Origin of the sequence: Dapis purpurea BLCC-M126 (genome assembly GCF_050015975.1) — a bacterium.
In the GTDB taxonomy this organism is placed as follows: domain Bacteria; phylum Cyanobacteriota; class Cyanobacteriia; order Cyanobacteriales; family Microcoleaceae; genus Trichodesmium.
The window spans coordinates 90,624-108,099 of the sequence record NZ_JBNHER010000006.1 but is presented as its reverse complement, the minus strand read 5'-3'; the positions used below and the strand labels follow the sequence as shown (position 1 = coordinate 108,099).

Annotated in this window: 13 protein-coding genes; 4 read left to right on the top strand and 9 right to left on the bottom strand. The window is 36.0% G+C overall.

Annotated features, from left to right (window positions below; all coding sequences use genetic code 11):
• Nucleotides 1-2,748 (bottom strand): NACHT and WD repeat domain-containing protein (locus ACP6PL_RS01740; protein WP_426541895.1); only part of this gene is annotated, 2,748 nt, incomplete at its 3' end.
• Between the two features lie 183 nt (nt 2,749-2,931).
• Entirely contained in the window at nt 2,932-3,384 is a 453-nt protein-coding gene (locus ACP6PL_RS01735) for a hypothetical protein (RefSeq protein ID WP_426541893.1), read from the bottom strand.
• Between the two features lie 416 nt (nt 3,385-3,800).
• Here ACP6PL_RS01735 and mutL point away from each other — a divergent pair, with 416 nt between their 5' ends.
• Nucleotides 3,801-5,555 carry a DNA mismatch repair endonuclease MutL gene (gene mutL / locus ACP6PL_RS01730; protein ID WP_426541892.1) on the top strand — a complete coding sequence of 585 codons (1,755 nt, stop codon included), beginning with the start codon at nt 3,801-3,803 and terminating at the stop codon, nt 5,553-5,555.
• Nucleotides 5,556-5,950: 395 nt separating this feature from the next.
• On the opposite strand, the gene ACP6PL_RS01725 is transcribed toward mutL, so the two are convergent.
• Nucleotides 5,951-6,043 carry a DUF1963 domain-containing protein gene (locus ACP6PL_RS01725; RefSeq protein WP_426541891.1) on the bottom strand — a complete coding sequence of 31 codons (93 nt, stop codon included), beginning with the start codon at nt 6,041-6,043 and terminating at the stop codon, nt 5,951-5,953.
• Nucleotides 6,006-6,203: a hypothetical protein gene (locus ACP6PL_RS01720; RefSeq protein ID WP_426541889.1), complete on the bottom strand. Its 198-nt coding sequence runs from the start codon at nt 6,201-6,203 to the stop codon at nt 6,006-6,008. Before ACP6PL_RS01720 ends, ACP6PL_RS01725 begins: the two co-directional genes overlap by 38 nt.
• A 213-nt stretch (nt 6,204-6,416) precedes the next feature.
• On the opposite strand from ACP6PL_RS01720, the gene ACP6PL_RS01715 reads away from it, so the two are divergent.
• Together ACP6PL_RS01715 and ACP6PL_RS01710 are read left to right on the top strand one after the other, a co-directional pair.
• On the top strand, nt 6,417-7,241 hold the full coding sequence (locus ACP6PL_RS01715; protein ID WP_426541887.1) for a SirB1 family protein: 825 nt from the start codon (nt 6,417-6,419) through the stop codon (nt 7,239-7,241).
• Between the two features lie 324 nt (nt 7,242-7,565).
• Nucleotides 7,566-8,213, top strand: coding sequence for an alpha/beta hydrolase (locus ACP6PL_RS01710; protein ID WP_426541885.1), 648 nt, complete (start codon nt 7,566-7,568; stop codon nt 8,211-8,213).
• A gap of 441 nt (nt 8,214-8,654) precedes the next feature.
• Here the strand turns inward: ACP6PL_RS01710 and ACP6PL_RS01705 are convergent, their stop codons facing one another.
• On the bottom strand, nt 8,655-9,110 hold the full coding sequence (locus ACP6PL_RS01705) for an SRPBCC family protein (protein WP_426541883.1): 456 nt from the start codon (nt 9,108-9,110) through the stop codon (nt 8,655-8,657).
• Between the two features lie 78 nt (nt 9,111-9,188).
• Here ACP6PL_RS01705 and ACP6PL_RS01700 point away from each other — a divergent pair, with 78 nt between their 5' ends.
• Nucleotides 9,189-10,838 carry a mechanosensitive ion channel gene (locus ACP6PL_RS01700; protein ID WP_426541881.1) on the top strand — a complete coding sequence of 550 codons (1,650 nt, stop codon included), beginning with the start codon at nt 9,189-9,191 and terminating at the stop codon, nt 10,836-10,838.
• 94 nt (nt 10,839-10,932) lie between these two features.
• Here ACP6PL_RS01700 and ACP6PL_RS01695 read toward each other — a convergent pair whose 3' ends face one another.
• The 4 genes from ACP6PL_RS01695 to ACP6PL_RS01680 form a co-directional block, all read right to left on the bottom strand.
• Nucleotides 10,933-11,643 (bottom strand): iron-containing redox enzyme family protein, encoded by a 711-nt coding sequence (locus tag ACP6PL_RS01695; RefSeq protein WP_426541879.1) that lies wholly within the window; start codon nt 11,641-11,643, stop codon nt 10,933-10,935.
• A 1,283-nt stretch (nt 11,644-12,926) separates the two neighbouring features.
• Entirely contained in the window at nt 12,927-14,372 is a 1,446-nt protein-coding gene (locus tag ACP6PL_RS01690) for a GTP-binding protein (RefSeq protein ID WP_426541877.1), read from the bottom strand.
• A gap of 332 nt (nt 14,373-14,704) precedes the next feature.
• A complete protein-coding gene (gene rpsU, locus ACP6PL_RS01685; protein WP_426541875.1) occupies nt 14,705-14,872 on the bottom strand; it encodes a 30S ribosomal protein S21 in 168 nt (55 codons plus the stop codon).
• 276 nt (nt 14,873-15,148) lie between these two features.
• Nucleotides 15,149-16,462, bottom strand: a complete 1,314-nt coding sequence (locus tag ACP6PL_RS01680; protein ID WP_426541873.1) for a hypothetical protein — start codon at nt 16,460-16,462, stop codon at nt 15,149-15,151.
• Nucleotides 16,463-17,476 lie beyond the last annotated feature (1,014 nt).

Here is a 17,476-nt window from a genome sequence, read left to right as displayed (position 1 = left end):
GGCATCCCACACCCGCACTGTGTTGTCAAAACTGCCAGAGACTATCTTTGTGCCATCATGGTTAAATGCCACTGAATTGACCTTATCCTGATGCTGTAAAGGCTTGCCAATTTGCTCGCCTGTGTTGGCATCCCACACCCGCACTGTGTTGTCATTACTGCCAGAGACTATCTTTGTGCCATCATGGTTAAATGCCACTGATAAGACCCAATCCTGATGCTGTAAAGGCTTGCCAATTTGCTCACCTGTGTCGGCATCCCACACCCGCACTGTGTTGTCAAAACTGCCAGAGACTATCTTTGTGCCATCATGGTTAAATGCCACTGAATTGACCTTATCCTGATGCTGTAAAGGCTTGCCAATTTGCTCGCCTGTGTTGGCATCCCACACCCGCACTGTGTTGTCATTACTGCCAGAGACTATCTTTGTGCCATCATGGTTAAATGCCACTGATAAGACCCAATCCTGATGCTGTAAAGGCTTGCCAATTTGCTCACCTGTGTCGGCATCCCACACCCGCACTGTGTTGTCAAAACTGCCAGAGACTATCTTTGTGCCATCATGGTTAAATGCCACTGACCAGACCCAATCCCAATGCTGTAAAGGCTTGCTAATTTGCTCACCTGTGTTGGCATCCCACACCCGCACTGTCTTGTCAAAACTGCCAGAGACTATCTTTGTGCCATCATGGTTAAATGCCACTGAATTGACCTTATCCTGATGCTGTAAAGGCTTGCCAATTTGCTCGCCTGTGTTGGCATCCCACACCCGCACTGTGTTGTCATTACTGCCAGAGACTATCTTTGTGCCATCATGATTAAATGCCACTGAATTGACAAAACCCTGATGCCCCTGCAATCGATTTCGCTCCCGGAGTGCCAGAGTTGAATCTAAGATTGCCCCATGGGCTGCAGGAAAAACCCCGCGATTAGGAAACTGAACTAGGGGAGATTGAGTTAGGCCAGCAGCAGCCAGGGCATGAACTGCCCCTTCAACGGGATCGTTAGGAATAATCGCTTTCGCTGTTGCTGCTAGTTGTTCCACTCGTTGACGTTCTGCCTTTTGCATTTGGTACAAGGCGGAGCCAGCAAAAGTAATTGCACCTATAGAAATAATAGTCAACCCAAAAATAGCCCGCTTCTGAAAAAGTTGCTGCCGCCTCTCTTTCTCTTGGCGATTTTCCTCCGCTTGGCTAGATGCCTGAAAAAACTCCACCTGCAAAGGAGTCATATCCTTACTAAGTCTATGGTGATATTCCTGAAGCAAGTCCAGATCGGGAGGTCGCCATAAATTCCCCTCTAGACGCTTATGTTCATTCCAGTGATGTGCTGCCTCGTCTAAGCGCCTTTGAAACCGAATATCTTCCCGACTGCCATCTAGCCATTCCTGAAATTTTCCCCAATGCTCAAACAATGCTTCATGGGTAACTTCTGCGGTTTCGGTGCTGCCTGTTGCCGAGAGGGTAATCAGTCGCACTCCCGGCGCAGAAAATAAATTAACTACTCGTTTTAACTCTTCCGGCTGATTTTGATGAGACTCTAAACTATCCAGCAAAGCCCGACGGCGAGTGTCTTTCGTTCCCTCTCCCAGTTGTACTAATCCCAAAAATACTCGTCGGGCAATTTCCTGTTCCTCTGGTTTGAGGTTGTCATAAATGCGTTGAGCTTCCCCGGCTAAAGCTCCCCCCACACCACCAATGTCTTGGAGAGTCTGGGTTGGTTGTTTCCCCTCTAATAATCCTTCCCAAATCCGAGTCAGGGCAAACTGCAGGAGTGGTAAAGCTCCTTCCCGTCCTTCGGTATCTTTAATTAATAAATTAATCGTGGCCTCATCCAAAGGATGTCCCGCCAACTCTGCGGGTTTAGCGATCGCCTGCCGTAATTCCGCTTCGTTCATGGCAGGTACTAAATAACCTTGTTCAGTAAACAGACGATTTAGTTGGGAATGTTTCTGAGTTTCCCCTAAAAAGTCACTGCGGAATGTGACAATAACTGTAACTCGTTTGGATTTATCTTGGGCAGCACACAGCAAATTACCCACAAAAGCATCTCTTTCAGTTTGATTTTCACAAAGGGTATAAACTTCTTCAAACTGATCTACCAGGACAATTAATGGAGAGATAGCGATATCGGGAAATACATTAGCAATGCGTCGCAACCCATCATATTCCCCACTTTCATTACTGAGCTTCAGTTCTCCCGTAAACTCCCGACTTTTGGCAACCGGAGTCAAATCATTAGTAACAATTCTAGCCAATATTGTTGCTAATGCTTCTAAAGGATTAGTCCCTGGAACTAAAATTGCTACTCTAGCTGTATCGTACCCCGGTATTGGCCTTCGTGCCAGTTCTGGAATTAGCCCCGCCCTGGCCAAAGAAGATTTTCCCGAACCCGAAGGCCCATAAATTGGCAATAAACGAATTGCATCAGCAGATTCATACAAAGAGCGCAGTTTCTCCCACAAATCAGCAATCTGTGTTTCTCGGCCAAAAAAGCGATCGCCATCGGTTTCCTGAAATGCTAATAATCCTTTGTAAGGATTTTCACCAATAGCAGAAGTCGTTTCTTCATCTGAGGGATTTTTCTGGCCAGCAGTTGCTCCAAATACAGGTTGGCCACCACTAACATAGACCACCATCCCACCCAACATCTGACCTATGGACTGATTGCGATTGCCATCAATATGTTGCTTAATTTGCAGATCAGGGTTTGGCGAATTGGGAACTTCAGATTCTTGGGGGGATGACATAAGCTCTCTAAATTTATTAGTGAATGTAAATTTTGATAACAGCTAGTAAATTTTAGATTAGAGGTAATACAGCATATTTCGGGCAAATGATATATAAGGTAAATCGTGAAAACATTTTAGTACACGCATCTTGGCCGCTTTGAGGTGTACCTCATAACACCGGAAAATGCTGTATCAACCAGATCATTTACCTGAAGTAGGACCAGATATCCCTCCTGAAACTGAGTCAACAGAACTAATAATCTGATTACCTTTCCCATAACCAATAGTCTGATGACCTTTCCCCTGGATCTTTTGGTTAATGATGCTTCCAGACTCCTTCTTTGGAGAGCCTTCTTCCAGAATTTGCGCGATCGCTTCTGCTAAACTTGGGTTTTCTTGGAGCAAAGTCTCCAACTCTTCCTGAAACACTGCTTTGCGAGCTTTACTTTCCGGCTTTGCGACTAACTGTTGGGCTGCTATTTTAGCATCTTCTTTTGCTTCTACTTGAGGTTGCAACTTCTCCCAAATCTTTTTAGCCTTATTCCAGGTATCCTCACCAATTTTATTTGCAGCACCCTCGGCTGATTTCTCACCAAGTTTCAGCAAAAAAGGCAGACAAGGGCTAAGTAAACCCATCAGTCCTACAATGTCCATCTAGTTGACCTCTTTATAGTTTATAGTTGTATATATTCAAAATATTATCTATTTTATCCTATTTGTATCGTAATTTTCAGGGAACTAATTATTGTTTGTGATAATTATTTACATCTTATCTGAATCTTAGCCAAACCTCAGTTTCCTACTAAATAAAAATACTTTATACTTTAATTTTTTAGCTTATGTTTCAATCACCTGAATGCTTACTTTAGTCTTAATTTTAAAACTGATAATATCTTTTTGATTCAGCTAAGTTATCAATCAACTAACTTCAAGATATATCACATAAATCAAGGAAAAACTTTTAAAAAAATTATCAATAATAGCACTTTTTATCATAATCAGGTAAACTTTAATATGAATAACCACGGTTCTAATTTATCCTGTTATTGACCTTCTACTCTCCCAGCCAAATGCAATCTAAAATTCAAACCTTACCTAAAGAAGTTGTCAATTTAATTGCCGCTGGAGAAGTGATTGATTCTTTAGCAGCAGTAGTACGAGAATTAGTAGAAAATTCTCTTGATGCTGGTGCGACTCGCATCATAATTTCTATCATTTCTGAACAGTGGCGAGTACAAATTTCTGACAATGGTATGGGTATGAATTTAGCTAATTTAAAACAAGCAGCTCATCCTCATAGTACAAGCAAAATTACTAATCTTCAAGACCTCACAAAAATTAGCAGTTTGGGATTTCGGGGAGAGGCACTTCATAGTTTAGCTAATCTCTCAAATTTGGAAATATTAAGTCGTCCTAAGTCACCTATTTCAGAGAATGAAAATGAAGGTTGGCGAGTTGTTTATAATGAACAAGGAAAGGCTGTTGAAGTTGAAAGAATTGCCATTGCTCCTGGTACTATTGTTAAGGTTTCTAATCTGTTTGGGAAATGGCCTGTACGTCGTCACGGAATGCCTTCTCCTGCTCAACAAATGCGAGGCATACAATTAATAATTCAGCAAATAGCTCTTTGTTATCCTGATGTTACTTGGCAAGTTTGGCAAGGTAGTAAATTATGGATACAAATTAGTCCGGGTGCTACCGCAAAACAAATTTTACCTCAACTTTTATCGACTGTAAGATTGAGCGATTTACAATATATTCAACAAGAAATTGATGAGGAAGAATTAAATATCGAAACAGCAAACTTTTCCCAATATCAAAATTCTCAAGTTTTGGATAGACAATCATTAGAATTAGTATTAGGTTTACCAGATAGATGTCATCGGAGAAGACCAGATTGGGTGAAAGTTGCTATTAATGGTAGAGTGGTAAAAGTGCCAGAATTAGAACAAATAATTATTAGTTCTTTGGCGCGAACTTGCCCTCGCGATCGCTATCCTGTTTGTTTTATTCATCTGCAAATTTTTCCCTATCAAATTAACTGGAACCGTCATCCGGCAAAAACTGAAATTTATTTAGATAATTTGAATTTTTGGCAACAACAAATCAATCTAGCAATTGGTAAAGCATTACAATTTAGTTCGGATATTATGCCGGAATTTCCTTTATCAGAAAGGGTGGAAAAAATCTTAAAAGTCTCAGAAAATACAGGGAATTATCAAACTCGTCGTTCTATAGAAGTTTCCCCAGGTAATACAGAAGAAAAAGAGCGAGAATTAGGATTAATAGAATTAAAGGCGATCGCTCAATTACACAATACTTATATAGTAGCTGAACATCCGAGTGGTATTTGGTTAATTGAACAACATATTGCCCATGAAAGAATTTTATATGAGCAATTATGCGATGCTTGGCAACTTATTGATTTAGAACCACCAATTATTTTACATAATTTATCTTCAGCTCAAATAGAACAACTTCAACGCTTAAATATAGAAGTAGAAACTTTCGGAGATTTACTTTGGGCAGCTCGTACTGCTCCCGAAATGTTAGCCAAAAGAAATGACACTGCTGATGCTTTAGTTGAACTTAGTAAAGGTGGCGATCTAGAATCTGCTAAAGTAGCTACAGCTTGTCGAAGTGCTATTAGAAATGGAACTCCTTTAAGTCTACCGGAAATGCAAAGTTTATTAAATAAATGGCAACTTACTAGAAACCCTCGTACTTGTCCTCATGGTAGACCAATTTATTTACCTTTAGAAGAATCAGCTTTAGCTCGTTTCTTTCGACGACATTGGGTAATTGGAAAAAGTCATGGAATTTGAAGGAAGAAGGAAGAAGGAAGAAGGAAGAAGTAAGAAGTAAGAAGTAAAAAGTAAGAAGGAAATTTTAATATTTTATCACAGGGATTTGGTTTCTCAACCCACGGCAATAATGAAGAATAAATCGGCAGTCTATAACATTTTTTCCTAGGGTTTTGCTTTCCCAAACCACGGTAATAATGAAGAATAAATCGGCAGTCTATAACATTTTTTCCTAGGAGTTTAGTTTCCAAACTCAAAACAAGAAGGAAGAATAAAGAAGGAAGTTTTAATATTTTTTTATAGGGGTTTGCTTTCCCAACCCAAAGCAAGAAATTGTAATTTATAGAATTGCCACAAAAAATCCTTAACTGTCTATAGCAATCCTATTTTATTCATGGCAAAAATCTTACTGCTTTTTATTGCAAAATTCCTTGAGTGGGAAAATTCTCTAACTGAGGTATTTCTGAAAAGTTAATTTGTGCTAATAATTTTAAATATTGGATAATCAATATTTCGAGGTAAATAGGGAAGTCCTCCAAATTTACTTTGCCACCATTGGGTCGAACTAGGTTTAATATCAATTCTTAAATAAGGTTTAATGGTATTAGCGATCGCTTCATGGTAAGGTTCTAACGCTTCGGGTAAGTTGATATCAAATAACGATTTCATAATTAGGTAGTCCTATAGATGTTAGTGATAAAATTATGGCGAGGTAATTAGCTGACGCTTTGGTATAACTCTTGACTTATCCAAGTCAAAAATAATTTTAATTATAATTAGGTACTAATAGACATCTCCAATAATAAAAAATAAAATCAATTATTATTCATAAATTATCAATTACTCCTCCTTCCTACTCCCTACTCCCTACTCCCTAATATTATGAATTATTCCAAATATCGACAGTTATTTGATTCAGAAATTAATCAATCCGATGAAAAAATAGATTTAGCTAAAGCTGCTCTTTATTTAGCTTTGGAAGATGACCAAAAATTTGACCCAGATGAGTATCTAAATGCTCTTGATACAATGGCAAATGAAGTCCAAGAAACATTACCAGAAACTCTCTATCCTTTAAAAATAATTAAGAGTATAAACAACTATCTTTATAATGATTTAGGTTTTACTGGAAATACAATTGATTATTATGACCCAAGGAATAGTTGTCTGAATCAAGTAATTGAAAGACGCACTGGGATTCCGATTACTTTATCCCTAGTTTATCTAGAAATTGCTAAAAGAATTAATTTTCCCATGGTTGGTATTGGAATGCCAGGACATTTCTTAATCAGACCTGATTTTGAAGAAGCTGGTATATATGTAGATGCTTTTAAGCAAGGTGAAATTTTGTTTCCTCAAGATTGTCAAGAAAGATTAGTCCAAATTTATGGTCAACCAGTGGAACTGCAACCTCAGTTTTTGGCAACTGTAAGTAATAAACAGTTTTTAACACGAATGTTGACAAATCTTAAAGCAATTTATTTGAACCGAAATGAAGGTTTAAAAGCTATTGCAGCCATCGATCGGATTTTACTATTATTTCCAAATGCAGTTATGGAAAAGCGAGACCGAGGCGTATTATATTATCAGCTAAATCTTTGGGCAGAAGCTCGTCAAGATTTAGAAAGTTATTTAGTTAATCTTCCTCAAGCTGATGATGCAGAGATAATTAGACAATTACTGGCTAAAATGAGTCAAAATCTATAACTGAAACAAAAGTCAAAGGTCAAAATTTACACGTCAAAAGTAAGATTATCTGAGTAACTAAACTTTAATTAACAATAATTTTAGGTGATTATTTTATACCCAGGAATATAACCAAAAAATAAGCTTGAGAGCTTCCTCTTTTAAGCAGATGAAAAAAATCAACTTCAGTATTTCAAGACTCTGGTTTCAGCAGTCGGTACTGATAACTTAATTGGTATGAGTATTGCCAATGTGGGGAACCTAATATCATATATTTCAGACTTTAGACATAAGAGCAAAAAACCATTGAACAAATGTAGTCATTAAATTGTGAGGAATAGCAGAATGAAAAGTATTTTAAATTTAGGGGCATTGAAGAACAAATTATTCAAATTTGCTGGTTTAAGTAAAGGATTATCAAAGTTTTTCTATATTTCTTTGGCAGGGTTTTTGACAATTATTTCTAGTGTTTTAATCTTTACTTCTCAACCAGCAGATGCAATAGATGAAATTAAAATTACTTATGAATCGATTAATATACCTCTAGCTATTTCTGATTTAGTGAAATTTGCCAATACAGGAGAACAGTCTGAGCAATTAAAGTCACTATTTTTAACAGCGAATGCTAGTCAGGAAAATATTGATAAAGTTCAGGAAATTTTAAGTTATAAATTAGAAGTTCAACCAGATTTTGTAAATAAATTATTAGAATCACGTTACGGTGAACTTGCTATTGAAGAATTTAGTCGCTATTTTGCTCCAAATAGTAATGTAGCCACAGTAACTAATGATATTATTGAAGCAGTTAATAAAATTATTGCGGATGGAGAAATATCATTTTTAGAACTTGTACAAAATTTTAAATGGACGGATAAAATTGTTATTGATGCTAAAGGTATTGAAACCTTTTTTGTACAGGCTATAGAATTTGCTAAAAGAGGACTAGATTTTGTGAGAGAACAACCACAGGTACAAAAAATATTCTGCGAATAATTTGTTTTAGGGAGTAGAGAGTAAGGAAGGGAGATAGAGAGATTGAATATTGAAGTAATCTATAGAATTATAAACATATACTGTATTACCGGATTCTATATTATCCCATATTACTATCAATCTTCACAGTAGTTATGGTTCAGCAATTAATAATTTCCTCTTCTTAAAAAGAAGAGGATTGACTTTCAATGTGAATTATTTAATAATTAACAGTTAATTACAAGTTGCTGATTAACTATAAAACTATTAATAGATAAAAGTTAAAGCTTTTTTTTCTCAAAAATAGTGCCATTTTTTCGGATTGAAAAGCCCAAAAAGTTAGCATTTTAGGCAGAATAATTGTAGAAAAATCAAGGGAGAATTCTTCCGGCTGCTTCCTGTATAATTCCTATTTATCCTAACTAATTTATCCTAACTAAACTATTCCCTATTGCTTACTCTCTAATTATGATAGTATTGCTCCTCCGCTACTCTTTTCAAGCGTCTTAGTTGAGCTTCCATATCTGCTTTTGTCCATGTAGCAGCAAACTGATTAAAACCAAATTTTATTACAGGATTAGGTATCTCAAATTCAAAACGATTTAATAAACGAGTACCTTCACCTTCAGGTTGGCATTCCCAGCGATCGCGACCTTGGAAAAAACCCTGAAATTCCCAAACAATTAAACCAGGTTCTCGTTCAGCTACAACGCTATATAAAGAGGGCTGTAAAAAAGGAATATTTATGATGAATCTACTACGACTTCCCACAAATGTATCCCAATTACCCACAGCTTCACAACGTAGCATAGGATTTAACCACTTGTGCATGAGAATGTTATCTGTAATACAACGTTCCACAATAGTGGCACTGGCACGAATTAAAATATGTTGCTCGAAAACTTGACTAAATTGCATAGTTACCCTCAAGCTATTAGACATACAAGGGCAATCTGAATGATTGCTAATTCAAACTCACATTAACCCAAGAAAACCATGAATGGCACTTGGCAAAGTATTACACAATCAATCAACCTCAGCGAACCAATCCAGGCTAATCCGATCTTAGCCTCAGATATTTTGGCACAAACTCCAGCAAATCCTGTAGATATAGTGTCCCAAAATTTTAACAAAATCTTGATTTTGGACATAGTAACAGCAATTGCAATTCTAGTCGTAGGCTGGATAGTTGCTGGAATTATTTCTAATATAGTTGGAGGACTATTCAAGAAGACCAATATTGATAACAAAATTGCTAGTTGGGTGACAGGTAGTCAGGAACAAGGTCAGAATTTACCTGTGGAGAAATGGATATCCTCTGTGGTGTTCTGGATCATTATGATCTTCGTTCTGATAGCTTTCTTTGATAAACTCAAGCTCACAGCAGTTTCTCAACCTCTCAATGCCTTCCTTACTGAAATAACCAGCTTCTTACCTAATATAGCTGCTGCCCTGATTTGGCTAGGTATTGCCTGGTTAGTGGCAACTATAGCTAAGTTAGCAGTCAGCAGAGGACTTAAGACATTTGGTTTAGATGACCGTCTAAATCAGCAGGTTAGTGATGGACAAACAGAAAGCCAAATGGATGTTAGCGATACTATTGCTAATGCTATCTATTGGCTGATTTTCTTGCTATTTTTACCTCTAATCCTGGAAGCTTTACAATTACAGATTGCTCTACAACCTGTTCAAAACATGGTGGATCAAATCTTACAAGCTCTGCCCAGGATTCTTAAGGCTGTTATTCTGGCTACAGTTGGTTGGTTACTAGCTACTGTGGTTAAGAAAGTTGTTAGTAATCTACTTGCTGCTACTGGTGTAGACCAAATGGGCAGCAGGTTGGGCATGAGTCAAACCAGTGGCAGTCAAAGTCTTTCTGCGATTATTGGTACGGTTGTTTATGTACTGATATTGATTCCCGTAGCGATCGCTGCTCTGAGTGCCTTGAATATTGAGGCCATTACTACTCCAGCAGTGGCGATGCTCAACGATATTTTGACATTTGTCCCCAAAATCTTTGCTGCTGTTGTAGTTCTTGTTATTGCTTACTTTGTTGGTCAATTTGTTAAAGATTTAGTTACTAATCTTCTGACCAGCATTGGCTTTAATAACCTTTTCAATTGGCTTGGTTTAACTTCCACTCCACCATCGTCCCCATCTAGCGACCCAAATGCAACTGTAATTCAGGGTGGACCTGGTACGACCCGTACTCCATCAGAAATTGCTGGTCTTGTAGCTTTTGTGGGTATTATCCTTTTTGCTACGGTTTCAGCAACTCAGATTGTGGAACTTGAGGCTCTGACCTTAATTGTTAATGTAGTAATCTTAATTGCAGGTCGAGTTCTCTACGGTTTGGTAGTTTTAGCTATAGGTTTATACTTGGCTAACCTTGCTTATAACTTAATCACGAGTTCTGGTAATTCCCAAGCTCAACTTTTAGGGCAGCTTGCTCGGATTGGGATTATTGTATTAGTCTCAGCTATGGCTCTGCAACAAATGGGTATTGCTACCAGCATTGTGAATCTAGCTTTTGGACTTTTCATGGGAGCAATGGCAGTAGCTATTGCTTTAGCTTTTGGTTTAGGAGGAAGAGATATTGCTTCTTCTCAAATTAAAGAATGGTTAGAACAGTTTAAGAATAAATAGTAGTTAAAACTTCTGCCAAAATTCTTGCTCTGGGAGAATGGGAAATTTCAAAATTCTATAACCCTTTCTCCCTCTGTTTAAATTTGAACCACATCTACAGAGTCACAAAAATATCTAATAAATCATCCCAGAATTTCACAGATAAATGATAACCAGTCAGAATTTGTGCCGCAGACTCTTCACTTTCTCCTACTGCCCCATCTATCGCATTACGCATTCTCACCGCATGAGAATGATCGATTTCTCCAGTGTGAATCCCCCAGAATTCTAATTTTAATTGAGGTAATACATCTTCTAAATCTTTGCGACTTTGAACTTGTGCCCAAATTTCTTCTAAGATTGGACCACAAATACATTCAGTACCCATACCTGCCATACCTATCGCAACGTGAGCAGGATAGCTTCTTAAATCATTCTCATAATTTTTAATCAGAGCATCAACTCGTGGATTAATGGTATTGGTGAGCATAGTTGCACCAAAACTTTCATTTAAGCCCAATAAGAATAATTTCAGTAAATTATAGTGAGAATCATCCGGGTTTCCATCACCAGTTTCTTCAAAATGAATCTCATCGAGTAATACTTTTAATTTACCTGCTTGAATAACATTACAAACATAGTTTAAGCTAATGGCGTGAATTTTAGTTACATAAGAATATTGTTCTAAAACTTTAATTAATTGAGGAATAGAAATATTTCGTAATGACTGGAGTCTAGTATCTTCGGCGGGGTTGCCGGAGAATTTTGAGGTATCAATAGCTTGCCAAAAACTTTCTTTGATAGATATGGAAGTTGTGAAAACCATTTCTCTTGCTTCTTGTTTAATTGATTGATTTATCTTAATAACAAGAATGGCAATGCTAACTGAAAATTTACGTTATTTAGATTGGGAGATTGATAATAGTTAGCTGAGAAAATAGTTAGTAACAATTGACATAAGGATGATTTTAATGTCTGTAAAAACAGGAGGTTCAAACGTGATTAGTTCATTTTGTGCAACCAACTACTACACAAAGGTATTTTTATTGAGTATTTTATGTCTTTTTTGCAAGATTACTCATAGTGAAATTGACTAAAAATTTTTATCCTGGAGCAGGAAGTTAGGATTTTTAGTCATAGAGTAAAGCGATCGCTTAAAGCAGTTCTAAAACATTTGCCAAGAATGGGTTGAGTATTGAACCAATTGAAGATTACTATAAATTTTCTATCTGATAAAAATTCATCTGATAGGCAATTATATTGATATATCATCAGATAATAAGAGTATTAGAACACTTTGAAAAAAGAATGCTACGAAAAGGTAGCTCTTGATCGGATGTGCTGAAAAATAGCTACTCCAATTCATTTTAGATAGTTATATCTATCGTTTTCCCTTTTTTTTTGAATGTTTATCCCTTCTTGCTTCTTGCTTCTTCCTTCTTCCTTATTTCTACCATTTGTAGCAAACATTTATAAAATTGGTATTAGAGCAATTTCTCTGAATCACTGCACCTAGCGATGAGAACCTTCTATTTCCACCAATACTAGAAAATCGCTGATGAACTTATCCTAAATTACTAATCTTCCAAAGCCATAAATTATTCAACTATTCTGGGGAAATATTTTTTTACTAGCTTTGTTGTTATTCATTGTTATAGCAGTTTTCATTAATATAGAGTAAAGAGATTTGGGTTGAAAGGAAGAAGGAAGAAGGAAGAAGGAAGAAGGAAGAAGGAAAAAGGAAGAAATTTTGTAGTCTACCTTTGTGAAAACCGCTATAAGTAAGTAGACAAAATTAATTACCGAAATATTGTAGTTTAAAGCCTCACCTTTTAAGGGGATAATAAATAAAAAATTTCCTGTTTGTCAATCCTCTTCTTTTCAAGCAGAGGTAATTCTCAATTCTTAATTCTCAATTCTTGAAAAATTCTCCTAACTTATATCATGTCCGTTGGTATCGCTTTTGTAAAAGCCGGGAAAATATCCACCATATTTAAGGTTTTTTCTTCTCTCAAAGCTTCTTCTCTCAAAGCTTCTTCTCTCAAAGCTTCTTCCTTCTTCCTTCTTCCTTAACTTCTCTATACAATACCAATGCTACCGGACATGATATTACTCTTGCTTTTTACCTTTTTCAAAACTGAAATCTTTGATTTTTAACTTCTTAATTAACTCATCTTTAATACGACCCATAATCGAATTTTCATCCAAAGATGCCAAAATATTACTAACTACAGCTTTCGGACCTTCCTCTCCCCAAGATGCACCATTAGCAAGATAAGTTTTAGTTATTTGTCCAATTCCATAAGATGAGACACCAGCCACTGCTGCTTGAGTTACTGCTACAGACAAATAAGGTGCTAAAGACAACCCACCAGTAGCAGGTGCAGCTAAACCCAATAATCCTTTCACAGAACTGAGTCCCAGATTTGCCACTAATTCACTGGCCGTTATACCACCCATACTAATAGCTATCTTTTGTAATAAATCTACTGCTCCGCTTTGGCTCATCTGTATACCATACAATTTTGATAAAGTCAATATCATAGCTACATCAATTATCGCCCCACTGAGAATATCTACCACAGTTACAGGGTTGAGAGCGATCGCCATTGCCTTAGTCATTACTCCCTTCCAAATTACCCTATCTGCACTTTGGGAGCGAATTTCGATTTTCCGGCGTACTAACTGCTCATTCACATCATCAGCATAGAGCATACTATTGAGCGCCACCAAAGATTTACCTTCTTTATCTAAAATTTCTAATATTTTCAGCTTTAAATCTTCTACTTGAGGTTCTCCTCTCACCATCTCTACCTTAAGACTACCATCCGAACGTTGGACAGCCTTAGCCACCAGTGGAGAAGCGGCGGCCATAACTATTTCATTTGGTGAGAGTAATTCACGGACTCGTTCATCACGAATTTTATTGTATATAGCTAATCTATCTGCTTCTGGGTATTGATCTATTTTGTTAAATACCAGCAAAATTGGTTTACCAGCATCTCGTAAGTAAGAAAGAGCTTCATATTCTACTTGAGTAATATCTCCTGCTACAGCAAATAGAAGTAGATCTGCCTGTTTTGCTACCTGTCGGGCCATTAATTCCCTAGTTTCTCCATCTACTTCATCTATACCAGGAGTATCAATCAGTTCCACTTGAGATATTCTGTAGGAAGTTAGAGAATTTGTAGATGATGATTCTATTTCTGTTAAATTCTCTCTACCTAATTCCCATTGTCTAATTTGTGTAGTTTTAGTAACACCGTGAATAGGACCTGTTTGAAATACTTTTTCTCCTAACAAAGCATTGAGAAGTGAAGATTTACCTCTGCCTACCATGCCAAATACAGCAATATAAACAGAAGCTTTTTCTAACTTTTCTAACATTGATTCTAACCCAGAAATTTCTGAGTCTAATCCTGCTCTTTCTTCAGGAGTTAAATCCAGATTAGTTACGATGTCTTTTAAAGCATCCTTAGCGTTACAGATGTTAAGTTCTGCTTGAATATCTGCAAAGCTTGATATTGTTTTGTCTAGTTCTTTATCTAGATTCATTGATAACTTACCCTAAAATTAAAACAGGGAAAAAAAATAAAAAATCTAATAGCTAATTACTAAATATTGAGGTAATTATTAACTTAATTAAGTACAGAGTTCTAGGACATTCGGGAACGGGGAAATGAATAATATCGATTTTTTAGCCATCAAATCATACTTTAATAAAAGTGTTTTTTACCGAATAATTAAGGTATAAAGTCTCTCCTTTAAAGGAGAAACAAGCGGTCGTTTGCGGAGCATTCCGAAGGATGGGATGGCGAGGTCTCCCGCTCTTGCAGAGCCGCTAATTAGGGAGAGGTGATTATCAATTATTAATTATCAATTATCAATTATTTAAGCCGTGCTGCTACTGCCTTTCTCTTACGTTTTTCTTGAGGGGTTTCAAAGTATCGACGCTTTTTCACATCTGCAAGAATACCTGCTCTGGAAACTTGACGTTTGAAGCGCCGGAAGGCCGACTCTATTCCTTCGTTTTCACTGAGTAACACTTGGGTCATTACTTTTTCTGTTGTTCTGTACTTTGCCTATTATTTAGTTATTAATAGTTTACCTATAGGTGCAAGCTAGTTGCAAAATTATTCCCTAAGTTTAAGTTATACCAGTTTCAGAAAATATTCCTACAAAGTTTGGATTGGTAGGACTTAGCAGTCAAGATTTAGGAGAAGCGCAAATCTTTTATGTAGTTTTTCAGGTAATTTTACTTTTAGATATATTTTTTAATTTTGTCTTGTGATAATATTATTATTGTCTTGTTCAGAAAACTCTTAAATCTTTTAATGAATAAAAGATAGATCAATTCTACCAAAGTTAGTAGTTAAGGCAACTTGTATATTTTCTAATGCTTTCACTAACCATATTACTGCTTCTCTTGTAGATGCTTCATAATGGTTAAATAGTATTGCAAATCGTTTTTCTAGGTATGGCTTGACTCTATAGCAAACCAAGACAATTTTTAGGAGGAGACTAGTAGTTGCTATTGGACCCATATTGGCCATCAGGTTGAGAAATAAAAAGTGCTGTGGTTTTTGAATGCTTTCTACAACTAAAAATCCTAACATTTGATTACAGGTTCTCATAAGTAAAAAGTCGTTAAATTTTTTATCGTCACTGTGAGGCATTGTATTTTTTAGTTGCTTATATAGTTTGTTCTTAAACTGATACTTAACATACCTGGAGTCTGCATCAAATGATGAACTTAAGTATTCATAAAAGCTTTCTTTAAAGCAACTATAGGATTGAGGTTGTCTGACATGAGTTAGGAAACTTCTTGCATAATCTTGGTAGTTCTTGCCATTCTCAACTTTACCTACAAATTGTCTAATAGCTGATAATAATTCTTGATCGCTTAAAAGAGTAGGATTTTGAATTTTGTTGGTGTTTTCCCAACTAGACTCTGTAAACTTTGAATCTCTCAACTTGGAAGTAGTTATCACGCCATGTCTAATTTGATGAGTCAGATAGTGGGATAAGTCTATTTCAAATTTTTTCTGTTTTTTTCGTTGTATATTTTTAATAGCTTGCTGATGTTCATAGCTATTATCTGAGGTAATTAAACAATGTTGGTATAAGTAAGGATAACGTGGAATTAGAGTTCTCAAAGGTTGAGATAAAGCACTATGACTATTTCTATAACTTCTTGCTTCTTGGTTTATTAATTCTGCAAAACGTTTTAAAGTTAGGTACTGCTCACTTGTTGTGAATGTCTGAACCAGGTCAAATAGTTTCTTGCTGCTACGGGAACCGTAGTAACGGTGTGCTGGTTTATCCTCGATACTATCAAACAGTTTAATTAAGTCTAGTAACACATCTCTTTTATAGTTGTAGGGTCGTTTTCTATTAATAACTATATGACAACAACGATTTAGGATAAAATTAAATTCTTCCTCAACTTGCAATAATGCAATAATTCTTTCTAGTGCTTTAGCTACTTCTTTATCAGGATATCCAGAACCATTAATAAATAAAATTCTAAACCTATGAATTATCTCTTCTGATGACTCTAGGTCTATCAATTGGAGAAAATGGTTATAGATATACTGTTCATACTGGGATTTGTCTTGTTGATATTCATTCATAAAGTCTTTCATTTTATATATTCCCTAATTTAGTTTTTTCCATTCCAGTACTCTTAGCTATGGGAACAATTGCTAATTTCTGGTTTTGATTGAGGTGTCTGTAGGATTTCCTACAAGATAGCTATTGACTTTACTAAATATAGTTTCTGCCTAGATTCTTTCTCAGAAAAATCATATCTGGCAGTACCTAACACCTTAATTAGACGGTTTACTAATTTCTATCAGTCTCATTATCTTCAAAATTTACGGAGTTTTTATAAAGTTTTGGTAAAGATTTTGCCAAAATTAGGTAGATATAGATATTAATTGAACTGAGTCATCAATAATTATCAACTTCTAAACTAAATAGAATTTTTCAGCACTTGATTACCATCAGGATAAAAAAATACCACATTTTTTGAGTATTAGTATTACATGGATGATTAACTATCTTGCTAGATATTATTAATTGCCAACCGCCTAACGATGTAGTATATACGACTTGCTGTTATCCAGAGAAGGGTTAGAGAAAACTTAAATTACTAAAGCTATCCCAAAGTAGGATATAAAAAGTAATCTTAGATAAAAGTCTGGGAAAATATAAAAGTTTAGACATGAGTCAACAACTTATAGCTGAAGTCAGAAGTCATAACTCAGAAGTCAGAAGTTAAATTCTGGTTGTGACTAAATTTGAGAGGAGCTAGAATCTCCTAATAGTAATGCCAACTACTATACATTTATTCACAACCTATTCATGGTCATGATATATCCTATTTTTGACAATTAAAGACTATTAGGCTTTATCATAATTTTGCTTTAGGTTAGAGTAATCCAATCTAAGATTTTCCCTCATCTCAGTTCAAAATTATGACAATATAGCAATCCTATTTAAGTTGTAATATTTTGGTGGCACTTAGGAGTCAGGAGTCAGGAGTCAGGAGTCAGAATTTTAAAGGTTTTAAACTCAAATTAACTATTATAAAAATTGTCACAACCAATTTAGGATTACTTTATTTGCCAATCTACAAACGAATATTCTCTATAACT